Origin of the sequence: Parahoeflea alexandrii (assembly GCF_024105735.1) — a bacterium.
In the GTDB taxonomy this organism is placed as follows: Bacteria; Pseudomonadota; Alphaproteobacteria; order Rhizobiales; family Rhizobiaceae; genus Hoeflea; species Hoeflea alexandrii.
Window position 1 is genome coordinate 1,693,288 of record NZ_JAAAML010000001.1, and the last position, 25,514, is coordinate 1,718,801.

Below are 25,514 nucleotides of genomic sequence, written 5' to 3' on the forward strand. Positions count from 1 at the left end.
GCGCGAGATCACGCAATGTGACGATTCCGCAACACATTTCATGAAAGCTTCTGCTATGAAAATGCAGGGGTATGAGATGCCCATTTCCCGCCACAAACGGGGCGCAGGGCAGGGTACCGTTTCAGCCCCGCGGCTCGCCCCTGCCGGCATGACGCGTCTGAGGATATGATGAGCACCACGAAGTTTGACAAGTCCCGCCTTCCGAGCCGTTATACGACGGTTGGGCCGGAGCGCGCCCCGCATCGCTCGTTCCTTTATGCAATGGGACTGTCAAGCGAGGAGATCGCACAGCCACTGGTCGGCGTGGCGTCCTGCTGGAACGAGGCGGCGCCCTGCAATATCTCGCTGATGCGGCAGGCGCAGATCGTCAAGAAGGGTGTTGCCGCCGGCAAGGGCACACCACGTGAATTCTGCACCATCACCGTGACCGATGGCATCGCCATGGGTCACCAGGGCATGAAGGCGTCGCTGGCAAGCCGTGACCTGATTGCCGATTCGGTGGAGCTCACCATGCGCGGCCACTGCTATGATGCGATTGTGGGTCTTGCAGGCTGCGACAAGTCGCTGCCGGGCATGATGATGTCGATGGTCCGGCTCAATGTTCCCTCGATCTTCCTGTATGGCGGATCGATCCTTCCGGGCAGCTACCGGGGCCGCCAGATTACGATCCAAGACGTGTTCGAAGCCGTCGGCCAGCATTCGGTTGGCGACATTTCGGACGAGGACCTGCTTGAGATCGAGCAGGCAGCCTGTCCCTCTGCAGGCTCCTGCGGCGCCCAGTTTACCGCCAACACCATGGCGACCGTGGCCGAGGCGATCGGACTGGCTCTGCCTTATTCCTGCGGCGCTCCGGCAGCCTACGACATGCGCGACAAGTTCTGCTACGCGGCAGGCGAGAAGGTGATGGAGCTGATCGCCAAGCAGATCCGGCCGCGCGATATCGTCACGCGCAAATCGCTCGAGAATGCCGCGGCCGTCGTATCGGCCACCGGGGGGTCGACCAATGCGGCGCTGCACCTGCCGGCGCTTGCCCATGAATGCGGCATCGAGTTCGATCTTTTCGACGTTGCGAGGATCTTCGAGCGCACGCCCTACATCGCCAATCTGAAGCCCGGCGGCAAATATGTTGCCAAGGACATGTTCGAAGCCGGCGGCATTCCGGTGCTGATGAAGACCATGCTGGAGCATGGCTATCTTCACGGTGACTGCATGACCGTGACCGGCCGGACGCTTGCCGAGAACATGGAGCATGTGCGCTGGAATGACGATCAGGACGTGGTGCATCCGGCCAACAAGCCGATCACCAAGACCGGTGGAGTTGTGGGCCTGAAGGGTAACTTGGCCGAAGACGGCGCGATCGTGAAGGTCGCCGGGATGTCGAAGCTGGCATTTACCGGTCCGGCACGGTGTTTCGATTCCGAGGAAGATTGCTTCAATGCTGTCACAAATCGGAATTACAAGGAAGGCGAGGTTCTGGTGATCCGCTATGAGGGCCCCAAGGGTGGCCCGGGCATGCGCGAGATGCTGTCGACCACCGCGGCGCTCTACGGCCAGGGAATGGGCGACAAGGTAGCTCTGATCACCGACGGCCGGTTCTCCGGCGCGACCCGCGGTTTCTGCATCGGCCATGTCGGCCCGGAAGCCGCCGAAGGCGGGCCGATCGGCCTGCTTCAAGATGGCGACATCATCGAGATCGATGCGGTTGCCGGTACATTGAATGTGCAACTTTCCGACGAGGAACTGGCTGCGCGCAGGGAAAAATGGATGGCGCGGGAGACTGATTACGCATCAGGCGCGCTTTGGAAATACGCCCAGACAGTGGGATCGGCGCGTTACGGTGCTGTCACCCATCCGGGCGGAGCGAAAGAAAAACACTGCTATGCAGACATCTAGCCGCACCCGGACGGGTCTTTTTGGTGTTGTTGTTGCCGCTGCCCTCGGCTTTGGCGGACAGGCGTTTGCGCTTGATCCGAATGCAGGGGTGACGCGCGAATCGGGACCGTTCGATCTCTTCAAGTTTGGCTTTTCAGCTTACAAGAGCGGCCGCAAGGATGAGGCGGTTGAGGCCTACCGGTATGCGGCTGAAAAGGGCCATCCGGGAGCGCGGTGGGCGCTTGCGAACATGTACGCCTATGGCGATGGCGTGGTCGAAAACGACTACGAGGCTTTCAAGATCTATGACGATATCGCCCGCCAGGGTGTGGAACCGGGATCGCAGGACACCGGTTACTTCGTCAATGCGCTGCTGTCGCTGGCGACCTATTACCAGAAAGGTATTCCCGGCAGCCCGGTCAAGGCCAATCTCGGTGCCGCCCGGCAGCTCTATTTCCAGGCTGCTTCCGCTTTTGGCGTGCCGGAAGCGCAGTACCGGCTTGGACGCATGATCCTTGAAGGGCAGGGTGGCGCCAACGACATCCAGCAGGCCAAGAAATGGCTGAACCGCGCCCGGGTCAGCGGCCATCCGGCAGCCGCCGCGGTTCTCGGCAATGTGGTGTTTGAGGAGGGCCAGACCGTGCGCGGCCTGGCGTTCATGACCGCAGCGCTCGAGCGCTCGCCGGCCTCCGACAAGGCCTGGATCCAGTCGATGCAAGAGCGAGCCTTCTCGCTTGCCGGCGAAGCCGACCGCCGTACCGCGATCGCGCTTGCACAGGATATGCTGGCGAAGGGCCTGAACTAGGACAGCCGCAAACCGCTGCTCATTCGGTTAAGTGCCAGTTCACGATGATCACCGTGTCTATGGCCGGTGGTTGACGTGTCAGCCTTTTTTCAGGGCAACCTATCCAGCCTGCCACGGAGACATCTGCGACGGTGACGTTTCCGACACCGGGCAGCCGTCCGAAATCTTCTTCCAGCTGGTGTTGTTGAGGTTGCGTTCGCAGCGCGCCAGATAGCGTTGCGACGAGCCGATCTGCAGGCAGATCACGCCGCCTTCCTTGATGCGCTTGCCGTTGCCGACACACTCGCAGTCCTGGCCGGCAAATGCCGAAGGCGCGGTAAAAAAGGTAACGGCCACAAAACCGATGCTCAAGGCAATCCGCTGTGTCAGAGCTTGTTTCATAGCTCGATGATGCGCTCGTTCCGGAAATTTGGCAAGACTTGCCGGGCCGGGATCAAGGTGAGCGCGCGTTGCTGGTGATCAGGCTGCCAGCAGGATCGCCACGGGGACGTGATCCGAAGGTTTCTCCCAGCCGCGAACGTGTTTTTCCACTGTTGCCGATTTCAGCAGGTTGGCCGCCTCGGGCGAGAGCATCAGGTGATCGATGCGGATGCCGTTGTTCTTGGGCCAGGCGCCGGCCTGATAATCCCAGAACGTATAGGTTTCCGCTTCGTCATTGACCGCCCGCAAGGCGTCGGTAAAGCCGAGATTCTCAAGCTGCCTGAAGGCATTGCGGGATTCGGGACGAAACAGTGCGTCCCCCTCCCAAGCCTTGGGGTCGTGGCAATCGACGGGCTCGGGAATGACATTGTAGTCGCCGGCAAGAACCAGTGGCTCCTCAAGCGCCAGCCGGTCTTCGGCGAACGCCTGCAGACGCTTCATCCAGGACAGCTTGTAGGGAAACTTCTCGGTGTCGACTGGGTTGCCGTTGGGAAGATACAGTGACACCACACGCAGCACGCCGCCATCGGTCGAGAACACCGCCTCGATGAACCGGGCCTGCTCGTCGCTGTCATCGCCGGGAAGACCGCGATTGACTTCATCGGGGCTTTTCTTGGACAGGATCGCTACGCCGTTGAAGCCCTTTTGTCCATGCGTTTCAACGTGATAGCCGAGCGCTTCAAGTTCCAGCCGGGGAAAGCCTTCATCCACTGACTTGATTTCCTGCAGGCAGGCAATGTCGGGATCGCTTTCCTTCAGCCAGGTCTGCAGATTGTCGATACGCGCCTTGACGCCATTGATGTTCCAGGTGACGATTTTCAAGGCATGTGTCCTTCAGCAGATGATCCGCCCGACTGCGGAATTGAACGGCTGCTCAAATGGAAAAGCTGGTGCCGCAGCCGCAGGAGGCGACGGCGTTGGGGTTCCTGATCTGGAACGCCTGTCCCATCAGATTGTCGACGAAATCAATCTCCGATCCGGCCATGTAGACAAGCGACACCTGGTCGATGAGCACCCTGGCGTCGTCCTTTTCCAGAACGATGTCATCGTCCGCTGGCTGATCGGCGAGATCGAACTTGTAGGAAAATCCGGAGCATCCGCCGCCTTCCACTGACACGCGAAGAGCGGACTTGCCGGCTTCGGCGGAAACGATCTCGCGGATCCTGCGGGCGGCTGAATCCGAAAGGGTGACATTGGCTGTTTCAGTCATGGTACCTCCTTGCCGGGGTCAAGGTCCGGAAGAGACATGTTTCAAATCACTTGTTCTATAGGTATGAAGGCGCTGGCCCGGCGTCAATGCTTGGACGGAGCGAGTCGGGCATGTGTTTGGCGCCTGTTGACGGGATAGGCATGGAAATCGACATCAAGCAACTGGGCTTCGGGACCGGTGGGCGTGCGCCATGGGCGGTTGATCCGTGGTCGAGCCGCGGCCGGCTGGTCGCCGAACCGGTCAGTCCGACCCGGTCCGAATTCCAGCGCGACCGGGACCGGATCATACACACCACGGCGTTCCGGCGGCTCAAGCACAAGACCCAGGTCTTCGTTGCCCATGAGGGCGACCACTACCGCACCCGACTGACGCACACCATCGAAGTGGCGCAGATTGCCCGGGCGCTGGCCAGGGCTCTGAAGCTGGACGAGGATCTGGCCGAAGGCGTGGCCCTGGTGCATGATTTCGGCCATACGCCGTTTGGCCATACCGGCGAAGAAGCGCTGGATGAGCTGATGGCGGATGCCGGCGGGTTCGATCACAATGCTCAGTCGCTGCGTATCGTCACCAAGCTGGAGCAGCGCTACGCCGATTTCGACGGGTTGAACCTGACCTGGGAAACGCTCGAAGGGCTGGTCAAGCATAACGGCCCTTTGATTGTCGAGGGCGGCAAGCCTGTGCCCGAGCCGATTGCGCACTACAATTCATCCCATGATCTTTGGCTGTCTACCCATTCCAGCCTGGAGAGCCAGGTCGCGGCGATTGCCGACGATATCGCCTACAACACCCATGATATTGACGACGGGCTGCGGTCTGGGCTGATCACGCTCGAGATGCTTGAAGAACTGCCGCTGATTTCGCGTTTGCTGGCCGAGGTGCGGGATCGATATCCCGGTCTTGAGGAACCTCGTCTGATTCACGAGGTGATGCGGCGGCAGATCACCCGTATGGTTGAAGACGTGATCGGGGTGACCCAGGCTCACATTCAAGAGATCAAGCCGCAATCGGCTGACGATGTGCGTCATGCGGGACGGACGATGGCGCATTTCTCCGAAGAGTTCGTTGAGGCCGACCGACACATCAAGGCCTTCCTCTATCGCCATCTCTACCGTCATCCGGATGTGATGCGGGTGAGGGCATCGGCCACCCTGATCGTGCGTGATCTGTTCTCAGCCTTCATGGCCAATCCTTCGGCGATGGGAGAGAAGCACCGGCATGCGGGAATCGAGGATTTGCCGGTCCACAAGCGTGCGCGAAAGGTGCGCGACTATCTTGCGGGGATGACGGACACTTACGCCATTGCGGCGCACCGGCGTTTGTTTGACCATACGCCGGATTTGCGATAGGCAGCGCTCACCTCGAGCGAGCAGCAGTCTCGCCCCGCATCCCGCCATATCCGGACTTTTACAATGAACGTGTTCAAGGACTTCGAAAACAGAATCAAGCAGGCTGTGCAAGCGCTTGATGCAGTGCAGGAAAAGGGCGGCGAAGTCAGCTTCGAGCGATTGGCTGTCGAGCCGCCCCGCGATCCCGCACATGGCGACATCTCGACCAATGCGGCCATGGTCCTTGCCAAGCCGCTGGGCATGAACCCGCGCGCACTGGCCGACATGATCGCGGCACAATTTGCCGATGATGCCGACGTTGCCGAAACGGCCGTCGCGGGCCCCGGATTTCTCAATTTCAGGCTGACTGCTGCCTTCTGGCGCCGGCTGGCCGCAACGATAATCCGGGAGGGAACGGATTACGGGCGTTCCACCCTGGGTGCGGACCGCAAGGTCAATGTTGAGTATGTTTCGGCAAATCCGACCGGGCCGATGCATGTCGGCCATTGCCGCGGTGCGGTTGTCGGCGATGCGCTGGCGAACCTGATGGGGTTTGCCGGCTACCAGGTGACCAAGGAATACTACATCAACGACGCCGGGTCGCAGATCGATGTGCTGGCGAAGTCGGTCTATCTGCGATACCGCGAGGCACTTGGCGAGGAGATCGGCGAGATCCCGGCAGGGCTTTATCCCGGCGATTACCTTGTCCCGGTCGGGCAGAGCCTCGCCGATGAATTCGGCACGTCGCTCAGGGCGATGCCGGAAGCCGAGCGCATTGCCCTGATCAAGGACAGGACCATCGATGCGATGATGGACATGATCCGCTCTGACCTCAAGGCGCTCAATGTCGAGCACGACGTGTTCTTTTCCGAGCGCAGCCTGCATGCCGACAGCGAACGCGCCATCCGCAACGCCATCAACGACCTGACCTTCAAGGGCCATGTCTACAAGGGCAAGCTGCCGCCGCCCAAGGGCCAGTCGCCCGAGGACTGGGAAGATCGCGAGCAGACCCTGTTCCGCTCCACCGAGGTCGGCGACGACATTGACCGGCCGCTGATCAAGTCAGACGGCAGTTATACCTATTTCGCAGCTGACGTTGCCTATTTCCGCGACAAGTTCGAGCGCGGCTTCACCGAGATGATCTATGTGCTCGGCGCCGATCATGGTGGATACATCAAGCGGCTTGAAGCCGTTGCCAGGGCCGTGTCCGCCGGGGATGCGAAGCTCACCGTGCTGCTGTGCCAGCTTGTGAAGATCTATCGCAACGGCGAACCCGTCCGGATGTCAAAGCGCTCGGGCGATTTCGTCACGCTGCGCGATGTCGTGGATGAAGTCGGCGTGGATTCGGTGCGTTTCATGATGCTCTACCGCAAGAGCTCGGAATCGCTCGATTTCGACTTTGCCAAGGTGACCGAACAGTCCAAGGACAACCCGGTCTTCTATGTTCAATATGCCCACGCCCGCTGTGCCTCGGTGATGCGGCAGGCGCTTGAGACCTTTCCGGACCTCGATCTGGCGCCAGAAACGCTGGCTTCGGCCGATATGTCCGATCTCGCCCACGAGAGCGAGCTGGCGCTGATCGCCAAGCTCGGCGAGTATCCGCGGATGATTGAGGCTGCCGCTTCCGGCCAGGAGCCACACAGGGTCGCTTTCTACCTCTATGAACTGGCAAGTCTGCTGCACGGGCACTGGAACAAGGGCCGGGATGAGCCGGGTTTGCGGTTTGTTAACGATAAAAACAGACAATCGACAATTGCCAGGTTGGGTCTGGTGTACGCAGTAGCGTCGGTGTTGAAGTCAGGTCTCGCCATTACAGGAACCGACGCACCCGAAGAAATGCGCTGAACGACACCTTTTCCCCACATTGCTCTGGCAGTAGAGTGTGCGAGAGTATGTGAGTGATGCATGGCTGATCAATTCGATAACAACGCCCGGTCCCCGAATCCGGATGCCGAAATCGATGATCCTTTGGCAGAGCTTGCCAGGATCATCGGTTACGAACGGCCATCCGGCGATACGGCGACGACCGACGGGGCTTCCCAATCGAGTGAATTCGATCTGGAAGCTGAGCTGATGCGCGAGCTCGATGTGCCGCTTGCTCCGTCCATCGACGAGCTGGACCGGATAGAGGCCGATGAAGCCCTTGATGTCATTCTCGCCGAAGCGCCTTTCGAGCCTCAGCCGGATCCGGAACCTGAAATCGAACCGGAAGCCGGGCCTGATGATGCTGAAGGTGCGGACGATGCCTTCGCTTATCTGCCTGACGATTTCCAGGGCGATGAAATCCAGGACGCCAGTAGTGCGGACCGCACGCCCGTAGAGGGGCAATCCTCCGAATCCCTGCTCAAGGCGATAGAGAACGAGTTTCCCTCCGAACCAGAAGAAAGTGCCGCGGCTGACCTGTTGGCTGGCGAAGACGATCATTGGTTTGTCTCTTCGGAACCAGAGGAGTTGCCAGCAGAACAGCCAGCTGCGCCCGACGAGCAGCCCGTTTACGAAGAAGACACTCCCCAATATTTGACCGAAGCTGCCGTGGAAGCCGAGGACATTGTCCAGCCGGCATATCCGGCAGATGCGATCGATGATCAGGTTCTTGCCGACATGGCCCGGTTCGAGTTGTCTTCGAAGGATCCGCGGGATCCGCAAGGCACGGTGTCGACGCAGAACGTTGCTGACAGTGGTTCGGGCAGTGGTGCGGGGTCCGACACTACGAGCCGGGAAGCGGCTCTGGACTTCGAAGAGTATTTGTCGACAGAACTCGATGTCTTCGAGCAGGAATACTCGATGGGCGAAGTTGGCGGCGTTTCCGATACTGGGCAACAGACCCCGGTACCGGACGCCACGCCGCAGTCTTCAGACGCTGATGATCCCTTCGATGTCGGAAACGCTCTGGAAGCGTTGAATGACAGCACGCTTGATGATGATGTCACGGTTTTCGATGATGCAGCAGAGGAATTGCTGGCTGCAATCAACGATGATGTCGAGTTCAGCGGCCGATCAGCGGCCGCGGGCGAGACTCCCGATGATTGGTCGATCGAAAGCATCGAGGAAGGCGCCGCAGAAGAGCTCGACGAAGAGCTTGGCGACATGTTCGGCCTGCCCGAGCGCAGTGCCGATCCCGTCGCTGCGAGACCGGATGCGGGCGATGATCTGGAGTTTGATCTGGAAAAGATCCTGGCTGACAGCTTCGACGGCGACGACGACTGGGCGGAGCCGGTGGAAATCGAGCCTGAGATCGAAGCCGTTGCTGGTGTTGAAAATGACGATTGGCTTTCCTCGTATCCCACGGACGATCAACCGCCGCAGCGGGACGAGTTGACCGAGGCGTTTCAGGGCCTGCTGCCCGATGAAGAGCCGCCCACCTCGCAAGCCGCAACGGCTGCGGTGCCTGCGAATACCGGTGATGCGGGTGGCAATCCCGCCGGGCAGGGCGACTGGCTTGCCGGGTTCGATGCCGCGGACGAGACCGCCAATGAAGCTTCCGGAAGATCGCCATCTTCGGATTACTATTTCGATGCGGATCTGATTTCCGAACCGGATGAAGCGGTTGAGATTGTTCCCGATATCGATGTGCCGGAACTTGAGCATCAGGAGCCGCAAACGGTGGATCCGGATTATGATATCGAGATAGAGCGTGAGTTTGCCGATATCATCGATCGCAATGAGCCGAGCGCGGACAGTCTTCCGGTTGACGGCGGCGGTGCGGTCTTTGCCGCAGCCGAAGGATGGAGCCGGGATACGGCAACTCCGCGCGGCTACGAGGTTTCAGATGATTACATCGCGCTCGAACGCGAGCTTGGCAGTGGTGCGGAGCGGACGAATTTCGCTGCCGCAGCAACCGCGGATCTGATTGGCGACAGGCTGTCGGATACCGGCGATTTTTCCGACGCCTCGGAGAATGATCCGGCTGAGGCCGACAACCGCTCACGCGGCCCGATGGTGGTCATCGCGGTGCTGGCGCTGGCCGTGGTCGCGGGCATTGGCGGGTTTGGCTGGAGCATGCTGTCCGGCGGTGACTCGACAACGGCCGACGGAGGCCCCCGGATCATCCGCGCCGACAAGGAGCCGGTGAAGGTGCTGCCCGAAAATCCCGGTGGCGTGACCGTGCCCAACCAGGACAAGGCTGTCTATGACCGCGTCGCCGGCGGATCCGAATCCTCGACCGGGCAGCCGGCGCTGGTGAATTCGGCCGAAGAACCGGTCGATGTCGTTCAGCGGACACTTGATCCTGAAATCCTTCCGCTGGAAGGGAGGACAGATTTCTCCGTCAAGTCCGAAGAACGCCTGTCGGCCGAAACCAATGGCGAGGAGACCGCTGCAGGCGGTGCGCCGGCGCCGGTTGTTTCACCGCGCAAGGTGCGCACCATGATCGTCAAGCCCGATGGTTCCATTGTCGCGCGCGAGGTTTCCGAGCCTGAAACAGTCGCGCCGCAGACTTCCGAAGCCGCTCCACAGGCTCTTGCTGCGGCCTCGTCGCAGGATGCTGCTGCGGCCGGACCGGTGGCTGATGGCGAGGCTGCGGAGACAGCCGCTTCGACACAGACGCAAGCCGGATCGCAGGAGCAGGCCGCCGCAACCGAGACACCGGCGGCTGAAGGCACGCTGGCGCCGGTACGGGTTGTCACGACCCAGCCGATCCGGCCCGTTGCCAATGCTCCGGTTCCGCAGGGCCGTCCCGCAGACCAGCCGGTCAATGTGGTTGGCACCGTCAGCCAGGCTGGCCGGGTTGGTGCCGCACCCGCAACCACCACAGCGCCGACGGCAACCGCTGCTCCGGTCGCGCCTGCGGCTGTCACGCCTGCTCCGGTCGAAGTTGCTGCCGCACCCCAGGCCGTGGCACCTGCAGCCAACCCTGGCGGATATTACGTGCAGATTGCATCTCAGCCGACAGCGGAGGGCGCGCAGGCCTCTTGGCAGACCCTGTCCAATCGTTACAGCTCCGTCCTGGGCGGGCGCGGCGTGGATATCCAGCGTGCGGACATTCCCGGCAAGGGAGTGTTTCACCGGGTGCGTGTGCCTGCAGGCACACGTGATCAGGCCAATGCCTTGTGTAGCCGCTACAAGGCGGCCGGTGGAAGCTGTTTCGTCTCGCGCTGATTTTCAGAGGGACCGTGATCCAACAGGAGGCCGCGCAGCTTATGGCAGCGCGGCCTTTCCTGTTCTGGTGATCTGGCCATGTCTTGCTGTCAAAACCAGGCGGTTGGACTAGGATTGTCCGATGAGCGAATCAAGAGCAGTCATTTTCGGGTGTGCCGGGCCTGAGCTTAGCCCGGCGGAAGCCGCGTTTTTTGCAGATACAAGGCCGTGGGGGTTCATCCTTTTCGGCCGAAATATCGTCAGTCTCAATCAGGTCGCGGAACTGACCAACAGCCTGCGCGAAAGCATCGGCCGGCCCGACGCGCCGGTGCTGATCGACCAGGAAGGCGGGCGGGTGCAGCGGTTCAAACCGCCGCTGGTCCCGCAATATCCATCCGGAGCCGACCTCGGCGCACTCTATAATGCGAACCCGGAGGCAGGTCTGCGGGCAACCTGGATCATGTCGCGACTGCATGCGTTCGATCTGTATCCGCTCGGGATCAATGTCGACTGCCTGCCGGTGCTGGATGTGCCGTCACCGGGTGGACATGAGGTCATCGGCAGCCGAGCCTATGGCATCACGCCCGATGTGGTCTCTGTCCTCGGCGCTGCGGCGTGCGAAGGTCTCAAGGCGGGGGGGCTGTTGCCGGTGATCAAGCACATTCCCGGGCATGGCCGTGCCGGGGCGGATACACACCACGAACTGCCGCATGTGGATGCGAGCCGCTCCGAACTGTCAGGCCGTGATTTTGTTCCGTTCAAGGCGCTTGCCGGCGAAGCCATGGCGATGTCGGCGCATGTGGTGTTCACCGACATAGATCCTGCCAACCCGGCGACGACCTCGCGCCGTGTGGTCGATGAGGTGATCCGCGGCGAGATCGGTTTTGACGGGCTGTTGATGTCCGATGATGTGTCGATGAACGCGCTTTCTGGGGATTTCGCCACAAGGGCCAGTGCAATTTTCGCCGGAGGATGCGATGTCACATTGCACTGCAATGGTGATCGCGCCGAAATGGACGCCGTGGTGTCGGTCACGCCAACGCTTTCCGGCGAAAGCCTGCGCCGTGCAAATGCGGTGATGGCGGCGTTCAAGGCGCCCGACAAGAGCGACGAGGCGGCATTGCGGGACGAATTCGAGGGGTTGATGGCGGCCTCCTAACCTCTGGTGCGAAAGGTGGCAGGTGTGAGCAACGGCAACCGGCAGAATGCTGGAAATCCTGGCAGGGCGGCCCAGGGCAAAACGCCCATGGACGTGATGTGGGATGATGCCAAGGCCGACCGGGCAACCGGCGACCCCGCCCTGGTGATCGATGTCGCCGGTTTCGAAGGACCGCTCGATCTGCTTCTGCATCTGGCGCGCACCCAGCGGGTCGACCTCGCGCGGATTTCGGTCCTGGCGCTTGCCGAGCAATATCTGCAATTTGTCGAGAAGGCTCGTGCGCTCCGGCTCGAGCTTGCGGCCGACTATCTGGTGATGGCTGCCTGGCTTGCCTATCTCAAGTCGAAGCTCTTGATCCCGCAAGGCCCGAAGGGCGACGAGCCCAGCGGCGAGGAAATGGCGGCACAGCTGGCCTTCCGGCTGAAACGGCTCGAAGCGATGCGGGAAGCTGCGACGCGGCTGGTCAACCGCAAACGGCTTGGCCGCGATGTCTTCGCCCGCGGTGCGCCAGAGCCGATGGTGATCGACAAGGAATCGAGCTTTGAGGCAAGCCTCTACGATCTGCTGACGGCCTATGCCGCGCAGAAGCAGCGGCAAACCATCACCCAGGTGACGATTTCACGGCGGCGGGTCTGGTCGCTCAGCGACGCCCGGGTGATCCTGATCCGGCTGATTGGAGAGCTCAAGGACTGGACCGCGCTGGACCAGTATCTGTTGCGCTATCTGTCCGATCCGGAAGAACGGACCACGGCGATTGCCAGTTCGTTCGCCGCCAGTCTTGAAATGGTGCGGGAAGGGCGGCTGGAAATCCGTCAGGACGGTGCGTTCCAGCCAATCTTCATGCGACGGCCGCCGGAGAGTGCCGTCAGCGCAGGGAGCAAAGCATGATTATGGATCCAGGCCACAGCGCAGCTTTCGCCTACGGGGCAGAGACGGATGGCGCGGAGGACGGCGAGATGGGGTCGGACGCACTTGATGCGCTCAAGGAGCGGGCCCTGCACGAGGCCGAACGGATTGCCGAGGCGCTGGTGTTTGCCTCAAGCGAACCGGTCTCGGAAAAACTGATCTCGGGCAAGCTGCCCGAAGATACACCGGTTGGGGTGGTCATGGAACGGCTTGCCGAGCGCTATGCGGCGCGCGGGGTCAACCTTGTGCGTGTCGGCGACGCCTGGGCGTTCCGGACGGCGGCCGATCTCGGTTTCCTGATCCGCCGGGACGAGACCGAGGTCAAGAAGCTCTCGCGGGCCGGCCTGGAGGTTTTGTCGACGATCGCCTATCACCAGCCGGTGACGCGGGCGGAGATCGAGGATGTGCGTGGCGTGGCGACCTCGAAGGGAACGCTCGATGTGCTGCTGGAGACCGGCTGGGTGCGCATGCGCGGCCGCCGCCGTTCGCCGGGCCGTCCTGTGACCTATGGCACGACGATGGCGTTTCTCGATCATTTCGGCCTTGAGGACCTGCGCGACCTGCCGGGAATGGACGAACTCAAGGGCGCGGGCCTGCTCTCGGGACGGGTGCCCTCGAACTTCCAGCCGCCGCTTCTGCCATCGGGCGACGAGCTTACCGATGACGAGGATCCGATTACCCAACTCGATTTGGAAGAGCTTGGTCTCTTGACACCGATGGGTGAAGCGGAGGACTAAGCGTCCGGCCCCGGAACTTTCCGGGGTGCTTGAGGCTGATTGCAAGGGTTGCGACCATCGTTACACAGCAGACAAGAACGGCGATCGCGCGCAGGACGGCCGGTGTTACCTTTGCCGCGCGTCTGGCCTTCGAGGATGTTCATCATTCCTATGGTGAGCTGCCGACGCTGCGTGGCGTGACGCTGGCGGCAGAACCGGGCGAGGTGCTGTGCCTTCTCGGTCCTTCAGGCTCGGGCAAGACGACGTTATTGCGGCTTGCGGCGGGAATCGAACCGCTGCACCGCGGACGGCTGCTGCTCAACGACCGCGAGATTGCCGGGCCCTTGATCAATCTGCCGCCTGAACGGCGCGGCATCGGGCTGATGTTTCAGGATTTCGCGCTGTTTCCCCATTTGACAATTCTTGACAATGTCCGGTTCGGGCTGACCGCACTTTCGTCAGTGGACGCCAAGCGGGAAGCGCTTGCCGCGCTCGATCGTGTCGGCATGGTGCATTATGCCGACAACTATCCGCATGCCCTGTCGGGCGGCGAACAGCAGCGCGTGGCGCTGGCGCGCGCCCTGGCGCCGCGTCCGGCGGTGCTGCTCATGGACGAGCCTTTCTCGGGGCTGGATTCCCGGCTCAAGGACAGTGTGAGGGCCGAGACGCTTGCCATCCTGCGTGAGGCGCGGGCCACGGCGATCGTGGTCACCCATGATGCCGAGGAAGCGATGCGGATGGGCGACAGGATCGCCCTGCTCAAGGATGGAGCGCTGGAACAGGTCGGTACAGCGGAAGATCTCTATCATCGCCCCGCCAACCTGTTTGCCGCCGGATTCTTTTCCGAAATCAACGTTTTCGAGGGGACGGTTTCGGACGAGTACGCACAAACCCCGCTTGGACCGGTTGCGGCCAAGGGTTTTAGAGATGGTGCTAACGTCTCGATTGCCATAAGGCTTCCGGGCGTTGAAGTTACGGAAACGCCTTGCGGTGTTTCGGCACGAATTGTGGCGCGGCGGTTCCTCGGAGTGGAGGAACTGGTGACAGTGGTGGTTGCGGGAGGAGAAAACCCGATTGACGCGCGCATCCGCGCAGGTCAATTGAGGGGCGGCATCCGCGATGTTTCGGTCACTGTCAACGCGCGTGACATTTTGGTGTTTGAAAGAAACGGATAAACACCCTAAATCAGGGTAGGTGCATACAGGAGAGTATCATGGGTTCATTCAGCATTTGGCATTGGCTAATCGTTCTGGTCGTCGTTCTGCTTCTTTTCGGTCGCGGCAAGATTCCGGAACTGATGGGCGATGTAGCCAAGGGCATCAAGAGCTTCAAAAAAGGCATGGGCGAGGAAGAAACTCCGCCAGCCGAAACCAAGACAGTCGAAAGCAAGGCCGAAGAAGCCAAGGATCGCGGCTAATATCCCTATCCCGTTGCCCTGACGGGTGAGGAGACGCCTGAATGTTAGACATCGGTTGGCCAGAGCTTCTGGTCGTAGCCATTGTGCTGATCGTCGTGGTTGGTCCGAAGGACTTGCCGCCAATGCTGCGCGCTTTCGGACGGACCACCAAGAAACTCCGGGGCATGGCCTCGGAGTTTCGCGGGCAGTTCGACGAAGCGTTGCGGGAGGCGGAGCTCGATGACGTCAAGAAGACGTTTGACGACGCGCGCAAGCTCAACCCAATGCAGGGCATTCGCGATGCCGTAAATCCGCTCAAGGACACGGCGAAGGATATCAAGGCGGATCTTGAAAAATCGGTGAACTCACCATCTTCGGCGGAAAAAGAGCCGCCGAAGATGACCGCTCCGGAGCCGTCCATGAAGCTGTCTGACGGTCCGCCGGAGTTCAAGGCGGAGGCTCCGGCCAAAACAGCGGGATCGCCGGCGAAATCCGATGCCGGACAAGCTGCTGCCAAGACAAAATCTGACACAAAGAAGGTCGCCGCGGCCAAGCCTGCCAAAGCTGCGTCTGCCACAAAGGCCAAACCCGCCGCTGCCAAGCCAGCAGGTACCAAGTCTGCCGCTGCTAAGTCCACGGCGAAACCGGCAGCCACAAAAGCCGCTGCGTCGAAACCCGCTTCAAAGACCGCGGCTTCAGGTATCAAGGCGAAATCGTCCGCCAAACCTGCAACGACGAAAACTGCGCCTCGCGCCAGTAAACCCAAGCAAGGCGAGGACAAGGCGTGACCGACGATATCGAAGACAAGCCGCAGCCGCTGCTGGCGCACTTGCTGGAGTTGCGCAATCGCCTGATGTGGGCGATCGGCGCCTTCTTCATCGCATTCCTGTTGTGTTTCTCCTTTGCAAAACCGCTGTTCAACATGCTGGTTCAGCCCTTTACCTGGGCGGTCGACTGGGCGGGGATGTCGGATCGCAAGATCGAGTTGATCTACACCGCGCCGCAGGAGTTTTTCTTCACGCAGATCAAGATCGGCATGTTCGGCGGTCTGGTGCTGGCGTTTCCGATGATTGCCGCGCAGGTCTACAAGTTTGTCGCTCCTGGGCTCTACAAGAACGAGCGAGGCGCCTTCCTGCCGTTTCTGGTGGCATCTCCGCTGCTTTTCCTGCTCGGCGCGGCGCTGGTCTATTTCTTCTTCACGCCGATGGTGATGTGGTTCTTCCTGTCGATGGAGCAGGTAGGCGGCACCGGTGAAGCCTCGATCATGCTGCTTCCCAAGGTTTCCGAGTATCTCGGGTTGATCATGACGCTGATCTTCGCCTTCGGGCTGGTGTTCCAGCTGCCCGTGGTGACGACGTTGCTCGCCCGTGTCGGGCTGGTAAGCAGTCAGGGGCTCGCCGACAAGCGCAAGTACGCCATCGTCGCGGCTTTCATTGCGGCGGCCATCCTGACGCCGCCGGACCCGGTCTCCCAGATCGGGCTTGCGCTGCCAACCATCCTTCTTTACGAGATTGCAATCTATTGCGCCCGACTCGTGGAGCGCCAGCGCGCCGCGAACGCGGCCTTGGCGGAAGCCGATGACAAGAAATCGGCGGCAGCCTCTGATCCCGAAGGGGACGCCTGAGCTCCGTATTGATGTGCAGACCGTACCGTCTGGCGGCACGGTTGCGGGTTTGGCGCTGCCATTTAAGTACCGGAACCTGCCATGCTTGACATCAAATGGATACGTGAGAACCCCGCAGCTCTCGACGCGGCGCTTGCCAAGCGCGGTGCCGAGCCTCAGTCGGAACAGCTGATTGCGCTTGATGAGGCGCGCCGAAGCCATGTCGGTGCGCTGCAGGCCCTGCAGGAACGCCGCAATGCTGCCTCCAAGGATATCGGCAAGGCCATGGCGGCCAAGGATCAGGTAACGGCCGACAGTCTGAAGGCGGAGGTGGCCAAACTCAAGGACGAGTTGCAGGCCGGCGAAGCCAGGGAACGCGAACTCGACGATGCGCTCAAGCACGCGCTTTCGGTGTTGCCGAACATTCCGCATGATGACGTGCCGGTGGGCAAGGACGAGAGCGACAATGTCGAGATCCGGGTTTCAGGGGCGAAACCTGAACTCGGCTTCGAGACCAGGGAGCATTTCGAACTCGGCGAAGCGCTGGGCATGATGGATTTCGAACGTGCGGCCAAGATGTCAGGCTCAAGGTTCACCATCCTGTCGGGCGGTCTGGCGCGGCTCGAGCGCGCGCTCGGTCAGTACATGCTGGATCTGCACACCGGCGAGCACGGTTACACGGAAGTCAATCCGCCGCTGATGGTCAATGACGCGGCAGCCTACGGCACCGACAAGCTTCCCAAGTTTGGCGACGATCTGTTCCGCACCACCGATGGCCGGTGGCTGATCCCGACGGCGGAAGTGCCGCTGACCTACATGGCGGCAGGCGAAATCATTGCCGAGGAAGAGCTGCCGAAGCGCTATGCGGCACAAACGGCCTGCTTCCGTTCCGAAGCCGGTTCGGCGGGACGTGACACGCGCGGCATGCTGCGCCAGCACCAGTTCACCAAGGTCGAGCTTGTTTCGGTGACCACGCCTGAAACCTCGCTGGAGGAGCACGAGCGGATGACCGCGAGCGCGGAAGCCGTGCTGAAGGGGTTGGGTCTGCATTTCCGCACCATTGTGCTGTGCACCGGAGACATGGGGTTCGGCGCGCGCAAGACCTATGACATCGAGGTTTGGCTGCCCGGGCAGAAGGCTTACCGCGAAATCTCGTCCTGTTCGGTATGTGGCGATTTCCAGGCACGGCGCATGAACGCACGCTGCCGGAAGGCCGGAGACAAGGCCACGCGCTTTGTCCATACCCTGAACGGCTCCGGCGTGGCCGTCGGACGTGCCCTGATCGCGGTCATGGAAAACTATCAGAACGCCGATGGTTCGATCACCGTGCCCGACGTATTGCGGCCCTATATGGGCGGAATCACGAAGATCGAGAAGGCGGCGTAACGCATTCAATTCAGGAGAGCAGGCATGCGCATACTCATCACCAATGACGACGGCATCCACGCCGAGGGACTGGAGGTGCTTGAGCGCATCGCAAGGACACTCTCGGATGATGTCTGGATCGTCGCGCCTGAAACCGACCAGAGCGGGCTTGCGCACTCCCTGACTTTGTCGGAGCCGCTCAGGCTGCGCAAGGTCCGCGACAAGACCTACGCGTTGCGCGGCACGCCCACCGATTGTGTGATCATGGCCATCAGGAGCCTGATGGACGAGGCTCCGGACCTGGTGCTTTCCGGTGTGAACTCGGGCCAGAATGTTGCCGACGATGTGACCTATTCCGGCACGGTTGCAGGCGCCATGGAAGGCACGCTGCTCGGCGTCCGCTCGATCGCGATCAGTCAGGCCTACAACTTCGTCAATGGCAGGATCGTTCCCTGGGATGTGGTCGAGACGCTGGCGCCGGACCTTCTCAAGAAGCTGGTGAAGATCGATCTTCCGGCAGGCACGCTGCTCAATGTCAACTTCCCCAATTGCGCCGCCGACGAGGTCAAGGGGGTGATCGTCACAGACCAGGGACAAATGACCCACGGGCTGTCGATCGAAGAACGCCATGACGGGCGCGGCTTTCCCTATTTCTGGCTCAAATTCGGTCGCCGCGATTTTTCGCCCGAGGCCAACAGCGACATCAAGGCGATCTCCAACGGCTACATATCGGTGACGCCGTTGAAGCTGGATCTGACAAATCACGAGGTTCAGGAACAGATCGCCAGCGTGCTGGAAAACTGAACGATGGATGTGCGGCTGGCGGAGAAGGAAGGGTTTGCCGGGCTTTTTCTTCGCCTCAGGGCCGAAGGGCTTGCCGACAAGTCGCTGTTGACAGCGCTCGAGCAGACGCCGCGTACGCTGTTCCTGTCTGCCGCCTATTCAGATTGTGCATACCAGGACCGGCTGGTGCCGATCGATTGCGGTGGATTTGCTGAAAGCGCAGACCTCGTCGCAAGACTGATCGTGGCGCTCGGGATCGAACCCGGGCACCGGGTTCTCGATCTGGGAACCGGCAGCGGTTTTCTTGCAGCGGTTGCAGCAAGGCTTTCCGAGAGAGTGGTGACGGTGGACCGTTTCAAGACACTGATCCAGCTTGCCCAGCAGCGGTTTGCCCATCTCGGGCTCGGCAATGTTGTGTCGCGGCAGGCGGATGGGCTCAAGGGTATGAACGGGGAGGGCAGTTTCGACAGGGTCATTGCAACCTGCGCTTTTGACGCAATGCCACGCCAGTTTGTCGACCAGCTCGCCTCCGGCGGCGTGATGCTCGCGCCGATGCTTCAGGAAAACGGCAAGGCGAGGATGGTACGGTTGACAAAGATCGGCAGTCGCTTCGAGCGCGAGGACCTGTTCGAAGTGCCCTACCGGGCATTCATCCCGGGCGTGGCCGCCGCCTTGTAGCGCCAAAATCGCCACAAAAAGCATCGAATTTCGCCAGCTTAACCGATGAGTAACACTAACGCGCTTTAATCATCCCAGTTGGTTTTGCGTTGATTGGGTAGTGTTATGCGTCTCAGACAGACTGTTGTTTCCGGTGCTTCGGTAACCCGTTTGCTCGGTGTTGCGCTCCTGGCGGGTTCTGCTGCCGCGTGCAGCTCGGACGCCAGCCGCTTCGCCTATCGAAACACGGATCAGTTGACGACGGCTTCCGTACCGCAGCCGTCCGCCGACCGGCTTGCCCCGATGGGTGATATCGGTGCAGGCGCGGCACCGCAGGGTTTCCCGCAGGCGCCTGCCTATCCGCAGAGCAATTCCTTTCCCCAGAACAACTCCTATCCGGCCGCTCCTGCGTCGGTGTCCCAGGCCTTTCCTGGAGACTACCGGTCGCCGTCACAGCCGGCATACGACCCCGGATCGACGGGGTCCATACCCGGTTCGGTGGCGCGGGTGGCGTCTTCGTCCTCGAACATCATCACCAACGGAGTGCAGCGCGTGTCTTCGGTTGCGCGCAACGTGTTGCCGTCGCGGCAGCCGGTCCAGCAGCCGTTGCTTGAGCCGATGTCCCAGCCTGCTGCTCAGGCACCCCAGGCGCCCCAGGCACAGGCTTTCCCCGAGCGCCCGCAGCAACTTTCCTCCTCGGTCCCGGTCAATCCGCGCTATCAGAACGCCGATCCGGTTCTGGCGCCTGATCCGATCGTTACCGGTTCAGCGCCGCAGAGCGCCGGCTGGACCACCGCAGGCGCCACCAGGATCACGCTGGGCCAGGGTGAGACGATCTATAACCTGTCAAAGCGTTATGGAGTTCCGGCGAACGAGATCATGAAGGCAAACGGCATCACCGACGCCTCCAATGTGGCGAGCGGGCGGCAGTTGCTGATTCCGGTCTATGTCTACTCGCGGCAGGCGCCGGTGTCTGCGCCGGACAACAACCCCAAGACGCGGGCGTCGCATTCCAGTTCCGGTCTCGTCGGCGAGGTCAAGCATGACAGACTGCCGGTACCTGCGCCGTCGCCGGGTCGTGACGTCGCGGTCCTGCCGAGCGCACCGGTCCTGCGCAGCCCGTCGAACCAGTCGGCATCGAACCAGGCCGTTTCCGGCACTGCCTCCAACACCGGACAGGCTGCCGGTGGGGTTTATGTCGTCAAGGGTGGCGACACGCTGAGCAAGATCGCGCGGAACCACGGTGTCAGCGTCGATGCGCTGAAGGCTGCCAACAATGTGGCGGGCTCCAACATCCGTATCGGGCAGGCGCTCTCTATACCTGGAACCGGTTCAGCCGGGCTCGAACCCTCATCGACCGCATCGGTTCCGGAGGCAAAAGCGCCCAAGGCCTACACGCCTCCGGCAAGTGCAGCGACCGACACTGTCGCGGCAAAGACCAAGGTGGAAACCGCAGCCGTTGCGCCTGCCGCCACCGGCATCGGCAAGTTCCGCTGGCCTGCGCGCGGACAGGTCATCACCGGCTTTGCCAAGAGCGAAAATGGCAAGCGCAACGACGGCATTGACATCTCGATGCCGACGGGAACACCGATCAAGGCCGCTGAGAATGGTGTGGTGATCTATTCGGGCGACGGGCTCAAGGAATACGGTAAGACTGTTCTGATCCGGCACGATGACGGCCTCGTCACGGTCTATGCCCACGCCGACCAGCTTCAGGTCAACCGTGGCGACAAGGTGGCGCGCGGTCAGGTGATCGCCAGTTCCGGCATGACAGGCGTGGCAAAGACCCCGCGTCTGCACTTCGAAGTCCGCAAGAACGCCTCACCGGTCGATCCGATGAAGTATCTGGAATAGATGCCCCTCCAGGCAAAACGCAAAAAGGCCGGTGCTGTAAGGTGCCGGCCTTTTTCGTTGCCTGGCTTTTTCGTTGCCGGGCTAACGGTGGCACTGCGCCAGTGCATGCCGGACAAGAATTGTATCGACACCGCGGTAAAGACATTTAAAAACAAAAGATTGAACCGCGCAATGTGGGGCCGGATCGATGCGGTGCGCCTTAGAGCCTATGTCCGCTCCTACCCGCCAGGTCCTGTATGAATTGCCAGGCTACGCGACCGGAGCGTGCGCCTCGTGTGGTCGACCACTCAAGCGCCTGAGCCTTCAGGTCTTCGTGAGCGGTCTCGAGGCCAAAATGCTGAGCATAGCCGTCGACCATTTCGAGATAGTCCTCCTGGGAGCACTTGTGAAAGCCGAGCCACAGTCCGAACCGGTCGGAGAGCGAGACCTTTTCCTCGACGGCTTCGCTGGGGTTGATCGCTGTTGAGCGTTCATTCTCCATCATGTCACGCGGCAGCAAGTGACGGCGGTTGGAGGTGGCGTAGAGCACGACGTTGTCGGGCCGTCCCTCGATGCCACCGTCAAGAGCTGCCTTGAGCGATTTGTAGGCGGTGTCATCATGGTCGAAGGACAGGTCATCGCAAAACAGGATGAAGCGGGCGGTGGCCGGTCTGAGAATGGCCATAAGCTCGGGGAGGCTGTTGATGTCCTCCCGGTGGATCTCAACCAGCTTCAATGGTGCGATGGTCTCGGCCTCTGCGGCCAGTTCGGCATGAGCTGACTTGACCAGAGACGATTTTCCCATGCCGCGCGCGCCCCACAGCAAGACATTGTTGGCAGGCAGCCCGCGGGCAAAACGCCGGGTGTTGTCGACCAGGATGTCGCGGACATGATCTACGCCCTTGATAAGGCCAATATCGATACGGTTCGGCTTGGCGACCGGAGCGAGATGAGCAGCCTCTGCGTTCCACACAAAACACTGTGCGGCATCGAAATCATTCTCTGCCGATCTTGCCGGCGCCAGGGATTCCACCGCGCGGGAGAGCCGTGTGAGTTCCGCGAGGATTTGGCGGGCGATTTCATCTTGCATATGGCTGGTCCATGTCTCAGGGCGCCCGTAGGTCGGCGTTTGCGGTGTCGTGCCCATTCAAGATACGGTACGGGCTGCGGAAGGCACGGCGCGGGCTATGTCTTGCTTAACACCGGTAAATGCGGCGGGCGGCTGGTTGTCAAAACCGGGTAGCACGCTGGACAGAAGCCGAAAAGCGGTTTTGAGCGTGAAATCAGCTGGAAAGGGGCCATGTTTGCGTTGCATTCGGCCATCTTGCCACTATATTCCGCTCGACCGCTGGAGGCCCCGTGAAGGCCGCCATGCCTTATCTTCAAGGAGTTTTTCATGTTTGTTACCCCGGCCTATGCCCAGACCGCAGGCGGTGGCGGCGAGATCCTTATGTCGATCCTGCCGTTCCTGCTGATCTTCGTGATCATGTATTTTCTCATCATCCGGCCGCAGCGGACTCAGATGAAGAAGCGCGAAGAAATGCTCAAGAACGTGCGGCGCGGCGATCAGGTGATCACCGGTGGCGGTGTTGTCGGCAAGGTCACAAAGGTGATTGACGACGCGGAACTCGAAGTTGAAATCGCCGACGGCGTCAAGGTACGCCTCGTTCGCAGCCTGATCGCGGACGTTCGGGTCAAGGGCGAACCGGTCAAGGAATAACCGCAAATCGCGGACAGGATCGCGGTCCTGTCCGCCTGCCGGCGGCATTGATTACCTAACCCCATTTCGTCCCCGAGGATGAACCGAGAGCCCCATGCTTTATTTCTCCCGTTGGAAAACAACCCTGATCTGGCTAGCCGTGCTCGCCAGTGTGGTGTTCGCATTCCCCAATCTTCTGAGCCAGCAGCAGGCGGACAGCCTGCCGGATTGGGCGCCTTCGAAGAAAATCACTCTCGGTCTCGACCTGCAGGGCGGCTCCTACATGCTGCTGCAGGTGGAGCGGCAGGACATTATCAAGGATCGCCTGACAACCACGGTTGATGACGTGCGGCGGCTTTTGCGTGAGGCCGGCATCGGATACACCGGATTGTCTGGCACCGGGCAGATGGTTCAGGTCCGGATCCGCGACGATGCACGGATAGAGGAAGCTAAAACAGTTCTTTCCGAGCTGACCGAGCCGGTCAATTCCGGCCTGTTCGGCGGTGGTACTGTTTCCGAGGCCACAATCGAGGAAATGCAGCCTGGCCAGCTTCGGATTCTTCTGACCGATGACGGCATCACCTACCGGATTTCGTCCGCCGTTACCCAGTCGATCGAGGTGGTGCGCAAGCGTATCGACGAACTCGGAACGACCGAGCCTGTCATCCAGCGGCAGGGTGCAGACCGGATCCTCGTCCAGGTTCCCGGTCTTGACGATCCGGAGCGTCTGAAGAGCCTGCTCAACCAGACCGCCAAGCTGGCCTTCCGCATGGTGGACACCACGATGCCGGTGCAGGAAGCCATCCAGGGTCGACCGCCGGCAAATTCGGAAGTTCTCTACACAACCGATGACCCGCCGATTCCCTATCTCATCCAGCGTTCTGTCCTGGTTTCGGGTGAAAACCTGGTCGATGCGCAGGCCGGATATGACCAGCGCACCAATGAGCCGATCGTCAGCTTCCGCTTCGATTCCAAAGGTGGGCAGCGGTTCGGCCAGGCAACCACGCAGAATGTCGGTTTGCCTTTTGCCATCGTGCTCGATGAACAGGTGATTTCGGCACCGGTGATCCGCGAACCGATTCTCGGCGGTACCGGACAGATCTCCGGCAATTTCGATGTTCAGAGTGCCAACGATCTGGCGATCCTGCTGCGCGCGGGTGCATTGCCCGCAACCCTGACGGTGATCGAAGAGCGGACCGTCGGGCCCGGCCTCGGCGCCGATTCGGTGGCCGCCGGTGAAATCGCCGGTATCATTGGCGCGGTCCTGGTGCTGTTTTTCATGTTCGTGGCCTACGGCATGCTTGGCTTCATCGCCAATCTGGCGCTGATTGCCAACGTTGTGATGATCATGGCGGTGCTGACCATGATCGGCGCGACGCTGACCTTGCCTGGTATTGCGGGTATTGTGCTGACCGTCGGTATGGCGGTCGATTCCAACGTGCTGATCTACGAGCGCATCCGCGAGGAGCATCGTTCGGGCCGATCACTGATTCAGGCCATCGACGCGGGCTTCTCCAAGGCTTTTGCGACCATTCTGGATGCCAACGTGACCACCCTGATCGCAGCCGTGATCCTGTTCTATCTCGGCACCGGTCCGGTGCGCGGCTTCGCGGTGACGCTTGCCGTCGGTATCGTCACCACCGTGTTCACGGCTTTCACCTTTACCCGGTGGATGGTGGCCGAGTGGGTCAAGCGCAGGCGGCCAAAATCAATGCCGAGGGGGGCGCTGGATGGCATCATCCGCGATTTCACCTTCCGGTTCATGAAGTTGCGCAGGTTCACCTTCATGCTGTCGGCCGTACTCTCGGTCGGTGCAATGGTTCTGTTTGCCACGATCAACATGAACTACGGCATCGACTTCAAGGGTGGATCGATGATCGAGGTCCAGGCGAAGGAAGGCAATGCCGATGTTGCCGATATCCGCGCACGCATGTCCGAGCTCAATCTTGGCGATATCCAGGTACAGGAGTTCGGCTCACCGCGTGAAGTGCTGATCCGGGTTCAGGCGCAGGGCGGCGGCGAGAATGCCGAGCAGACCGTCATCACCCTGGTGCGCGGCGAACTCGAGGGCGATTACGACATCCGCCGTGTCGAGGTTGTCGGACCGACGGTGTCGGGCGAGCTGGCCCAGGCCGGCACGATCGCTGTGATCGCGTCCCTGCTTGCGATCCTGGTCTACATCTGGTTCCGGTTCGAGTGGCAGTTCGCGCTCGGCGCGATTATCGCGACGCTGCACGATGTGGTGCTGACGATCGGGATCTTCGTGTTGTCGGGTATAGAGTTCAACCTTTCGAGTATCGCGGCGGTGCTGACGATTGTCGGCTATTCGCTCAACGATACGGTTGTCGTCTATGACCGTGTGCGCGAGAACCTGAGGCGTTACAAGAAGATGCCGTTGACCGGGCTGCTTGATCTATCGATCAACCAGATGTTGCCGCGAACCATCCTGACTTCTGTCACGACGCTTCTGGCGCTTCTGGCTCTGTTCATCTTTGGCGGGGAGGTTATCCGCTCGTTCACATTCGCCATGATCTTCGGTGTCGCTGTGGGCACGTACTCCTCGATCTTCATCGCGGCGCCGGTGCTGATCCTTTTCAAGCTCCGTGCGGACAATTTCCGGGTCGGGCTGGATGCGGAGACCGAAGGAGAGACGCCTCCCGAGATGCCGGGCCAGAGCAGGGCCTGACGG

Annotated in this window: 22 protein-coding genes; 18 read left to right on the forward strand and 4 right to left on the reverse strand. The window is 61.0% G+C overall.

What is annotated here, in order from left to right:
- Positions 1 to 168 precede the first annotated feature (168 nt).
- Together ilvD and GTW23_RS07840 are read left to right on the forward strand one after the other, a co-directional pair.
- Positions 169 to 1,893: a dihydroxy-acid dehydratase gene (gene ilvD, locus GTW23_RS07835; protein WP_152008597.1), complete on the forward strand. Its 1,725-nt coding sequence runs from the start codon at positions 169 to 171 to the stop codon at positions 1,891 to 1,893.
- Positions 1,880 to 2,677 carry a tetratricopeptide repeat protein gene (locus GTW23_RS07840; protein ID WP_152008598.1) on the forward strand — a complete coding sequence of 266 codons (798 nt, stop codon included), beginning with the start codon at positions 1,880 to 1,882 and terminating at the stop codon, positions 2,675 to 2,677. The genes ilvD and GTW23_RS07840 overlap by 14 nt, the downstream gene beginning before the upstream one ends.
- Positions 2,678 to 2,776: 99 nt before the next feature.
- On the opposite strand, the gene GTW23_RS07845 is transcribed toward GTW23_RS07840, so the two are convergent.
- The 3 genes from GTW23_RS07845 to erpA form a co-directional block, all read right to left on the reverse strand.
- A complete protein-coding gene (locus GTW23_RS07845; protein WP_152008599.1) occupies positions 2,777 to 3,028 on the reverse strand; it encodes a hypothetical protein in 252 nt (83 codons plus the stop codon).
- Positions 3,029 to 3,136: 108 nt separating this feature from the next.
- Complete coding sequence (xth, locus tag GTW23_RS07850) at positions 3,137 to 3,919, reverse strand: exodeoxyribonuclease III (RefSeq protein WP_152008600.1); 783 nt, start codon at positions 3,917 to 3,919, stop codon at positions 3,137 to 3,139.
- A gap of 52 nt (positions 3,920 to 3,971) precedes the next feature.
- The gene (gene erpA / locus GTW23_RS07855) at positions 3,972 to 4,307 is read right to left on the reverse strand and encodes an iron-sulfur cluster insertion protein ErpA (RefSeq protein ID WP_152008601.1); all 336 of its coding nucleotides are present in this window, start codon (positions 4,305 to 4,307) and stop codon (positions 3,972 to 3,974) included.
- Positions 4,308 to 4,447: 140 nt separating this feature from the next.
- Between erpA and GTW23_RS07860 the strand changes: the two genes are divergently transcribed.
- The 14 genes from GTW23_RS07860 to GTW23_RS07925 all read left to right on the forward strand — a co-directional run bounded on the left by GTW23_RS07860 (position 4,448) and on the right by GTW23_RS07925 (position 21,147).
- Positions 4,448 to 5,653: a deoxyguanosinetriphosphate triphosphohydrolase gene (locus GTW23_RS07860; protein ID WP_252915307.1), complete on the forward strand. Its 1,206-nt coding sequence runs from the start codon at positions 4,448 to 4,450 to the stop codon at positions 5,651 to 5,653.
- Positions 5,654 to 5,716: 63 nt separating this feature from the next.
- Entirely contained in the window at positions 5,717 to 7,477 is a 1,761-nt protein-coding gene (gene argS / locus GTW23_RS07865) for an arginine--tRNA ligase (RefSeq protein WP_252915308.1), read from the forward strand.
- 60 nt (positions 7,478 to 7,537) lie between these two features.
- Positions 7,538 to 10,729 (forward strand): SPOR domain-containing protein, encoded by a 3,192-nt coding sequence (locus tag GTW23_RS07870; protein ID WP_252915309.1) that lies wholly within the window; start codon positions 7,538 to 7,540, stop codon positions 10,727 to 10,729.
- A gap of 121 nt (positions 10,730 to 10,850) precedes the next feature.
- Positions 10,851 to 11,867 carry a beta-N-acetylhexosaminidase gene (nagZ, locus tag GTW23_RS07875; RefSeq protein WP_252915310.1) on the forward strand — a complete coding sequence of 339 codons (1,017 nt, stop codon included), beginning with the start codon at positions 10,851 to 10,853 and terminating at the stop codon, positions 11,865 to 11,867.
- 87 nt (positions 11,868 to 11,954) lie between these two features.
- The gene (locus GTW23_RS07880) at positions 11,955 to 12,755 is read left to right on the forward strand and encodes a segregation and condensation protein A (protein ID WP_252915311.1); all 801 of its coding nucleotides are present in this window, start codon (positions 11,955 to 11,957) and stop codon (positions 12,753 to 12,755) included.
- A gap of 68 nt (positions 12,756 to 12,823) precedes the next feature.
- Positions 12,824 to 13,510 (forward strand): SMC-Scp complex subunit ScpB, encoded by a 687-nt coding sequence (scpB, locus tag GTW23_RS07885; RefSeq protein WP_244615387.1) that lies wholly within the window; start codon positions 12,824 to 12,826, stop codon positions 13,508 to 13,510.
- A gap of 35 nt (positions 13,511 to 13,545) precedes the next feature.
- Complete coding sequence (locus GTW23_RS07890; RefSeq protein WP_290128934.1) at positions 13,546 to 14,664, forward strand: ABC transporter ATP-binding protein; 1,119 nt, start codon at positions 13,546 to 13,548, stop codon at positions 14,662 to 14,664.
- Between the two features lie 38 nt (positions 14,665 to 14,702).
- Positions 14,703 to 14,906: a twin-arginine translocase TatA/TatE family subunit gene (locus GTW23_RS07895; RefSeq protein WP_152008608.1), complete on the forward strand. Its 204-nt coding sequence runs from the start codon at positions 14,703 to 14,705 to the stop codon at positions 14,904 to 14,906.
- Between the two features lie 41 nt (positions 14,907 to 14,947).
- The gene (gene tatB / locus GTW23_RS07900; RefSeq protein ID WP_252915312.1) at positions 14,948 to 15,673 is read left to right on the forward strand and encodes a Sec-independent protein translocase protein TatB; all 726 of its coding nucleotides are present in this window, start codon (positions 14,948 to 14,950) and stop codon (positions 15,671 to 15,673) included.
- Positions 15,670 to 16,509, forward strand: a complete 840-nt coding sequence (gene tatC, locus GTW23_RS07905; protein WP_152008610.1) for a twin-arginine translocase subunit TatC — start codon at positions 15,670 to 15,672, stop codon at positions 16,507 to 16,509. Before tatB ends, tatC begins: the two co-directional genes overlap by 4 nt.
- Positions 16,510 to 16,590: 81 nt before the next feature.
- On the forward strand, positions 16,591 to 17,874 hold the full coding sequence (gene serS / locus GTW23_RS07910) for a serine--tRNA ligase (protein WP_252915313.1): 1,284 nt from the start codon (positions 16,591 to 16,593) through the stop codon (positions 17,872 to 17,874).
- Positions 17,875 to 17,898: 24 nt separating this feature from the next.
- Positions 17,899 to 18,657, forward strand: a complete 759-nt coding sequence (gene surE / locus GTW23_RS07915) for a 5'/3'-nucleotidase SurE (protein WP_252915314.1) — start codon at positions 17,899 to 17,901, stop codon at positions 18,655 to 18,657.
- A gap of 3 nt (positions 18,658 to 18,660) precedes the next feature.
- Positions 18,661 to 19,314 (forward strand): protein-L-isoaspartate(D-aspartate) O-methyltransferase, encoded by a 654-nt coding sequence (locus tag GTW23_RS07920; RefSeq protein ID WP_252915315.1) that lies wholly within the window; start codon positions 18,661 to 18,663, stop codon positions 19,312 to 19,314.
- Positions 19,315 to 19,419: 105 nt separating this feature from the next.
- Positions 19,420 to 21,147 carry a peptidoglycan DD-metalloendopeptidase family protein gene (locus tag GTW23_RS07925; RefSeq protein WP_252915316.1) on the forward strand — a complete coding sequence of 576 codons (1,728 nt, stop codon included), beginning with the start codon at positions 19,420 to 19,422 and terminating at the stop codon, positions 21,145 to 21,147.
- A 199-nt stretch (positions 21,148 to 21,346) separates the two neighbouring features.
- Here the strand turns inward: GTW23_RS07925 and GTW23_RS07930 are convergent, their stop codons facing one another.
- Complete coding sequence (locus GTW23_RS07930; RefSeq protein ID WP_252915317.1) at positions 21,347 to 22,216, reverse strand: ATP-binding protein; 870 nt, start codon at positions 22,214 to 22,216, stop codon at positions 21,347 to 21,349.
- A 306-nt stretch (positions 22,217 to 22,522) separates the two neighbouring features.
- Between GTW23_RS07930 and yajC the strand changes: the two genes are divergently transcribed.
- Both yajC and secDF read left to right on the forward strand, forming a co-directional pair.
- Positions 22,523 to 22,846, forward strand: coding sequence for a preprotein translocase subunit YajC (gene yajC / locus GTW23_RS07935; protein WP_152008616.1), 324 nt, complete (start codon positions 22,523 to 22,525; stop codon positions 22,844 to 22,846).
- Positions 22,847 to 22,940: 94 nt separating this feature from the next.
- Positions 22,941 to 25,511 (forward strand): protein translocase subunit SecDF, encoded by a 2,571-nt coding sequence (gene secDF, locus GTW23_RS07940; protein ID WP_252915318.1) that lies wholly within the window; start codon positions 22,941 to 22,943, stop codon positions 25,509 to 25,511.
- Positions 25,512 to 25,514 lie beyond the last annotated feature (3 nt).

Coding starts and splice junctions, on each gene's coding strand:
- secDF (WP_252915318.1), top strand. CDS start 22,941: ATGCTTTATTTCTCCCGTTGGAAAACAACCCTGATCTGGCTAGCCGTG.
- erpA (WP_152008601.1), bottom strand. CDS start 4,307: ATGACTGAAACAGCCAATGTCACCCTTTCGGATTCAGCCGCCCGCAGG.
- ilvD (WP_152008597.1), top strand. CDS start 169: ATGAGCACCACGAAGTTTGACAAGTCCCGCCTTCCGAGCCGTTATACG.
- scpB (WP_244615387.1), top strand. CDS start 12,824: ATGGGGTCGGACGCACTTGATGCGCTCAAGGAGCGGGCCCTGCACGAG.
- tatB (WP_252915312.1), top strand. CDS start 14,948: ATGTTAGACATCGGTTGGCCAGAGCTTCTGGTCGTAGCCATTGTGCTG.
- GTW23_RS07840 (WP_152008598.1), top strand. CDS start 1,880: ATGCAGACATCTAGCCGCACCCGGACGGGTCTTTTTGGTGTTGTTGTT.
- GTW23_RS07895 (WP_152008608.1), top strand. CDS start 14,703: ATGGGTTCATTCAGCATTTGGCATTGGCTAATCGTTCTGGTCGTCGTT.
- nagZ (WP_252915310.1), top strand. CDS start 10,851: ATGAGCGAATCAAGAGCAGTCATTTTCGGGTGTGCCGGGCCTGAGCTT.
- yajC (WP_152008616.1), top strand. CDS start 22,523: ATGTTTGTTACCCCGGCCTATGCCCAGACCGCAGGCGGTGGCGGCGAG.
- GTW23_RS07930 (WP_252915317.1), bottom strand. CDS start 22,216: ATGCAAGATGAAATCGCCCGCCAAATCCTCGCGGAACTCACACGGCTC.
- argS (WP_252915308.1), top strand. CDS start 5,717: ATGAACGTGTTCAAGGACTTCGAAAACAGAATCAAGCAGGCTGTGCAA.
- serS (WP_252915313.1), top strand. CDS start 16,591: ATGCTTGACATCAAATGGATACGTGAGAACCCCGCAGCTCTCGACGCG.
- surE (WP_252915314.1), top strand. CDS start 17,899: ATGCGCATACTCATCACCAATGACGACGGCATCCACGCCGAGGGACTG.
- GTW23_RS07880 (WP_252915311.1), top strand. CDS start 11,955: ATGGACGTGATGTGGGATGATGCCAAGGCCGACCGGGCAACCGGCGAC.
- GTW23_RS07860 (WP_252915307.1), top strand. CDS start 4,448: ATGGAAATCGACATCAAGCAACTGGGCTTCGGGACCGGTGGGCGTGCG.
- GTW23_RS07925 (WP_252915316.1), top strand. CDS start 19,420: ATGCGTCTCAGACAGACTGTTGTTTCCGGTGCTTCGGTAACCCGTTTG.
- GTW23_RS07870 (WP_252915309.1), top strand. CDS start 7,538: ATGGCTGATCAATTCGATAACAACGCCCGGTCCCCGAATCCGGATGCC.
- GTW23_RS07920 (WP_252915315.1), top strand. CDS start 18,661: ATGGATGTGCGGCTGGCGGAGAAGGAAGGGTTTGCCGGGCTTTTTCTT.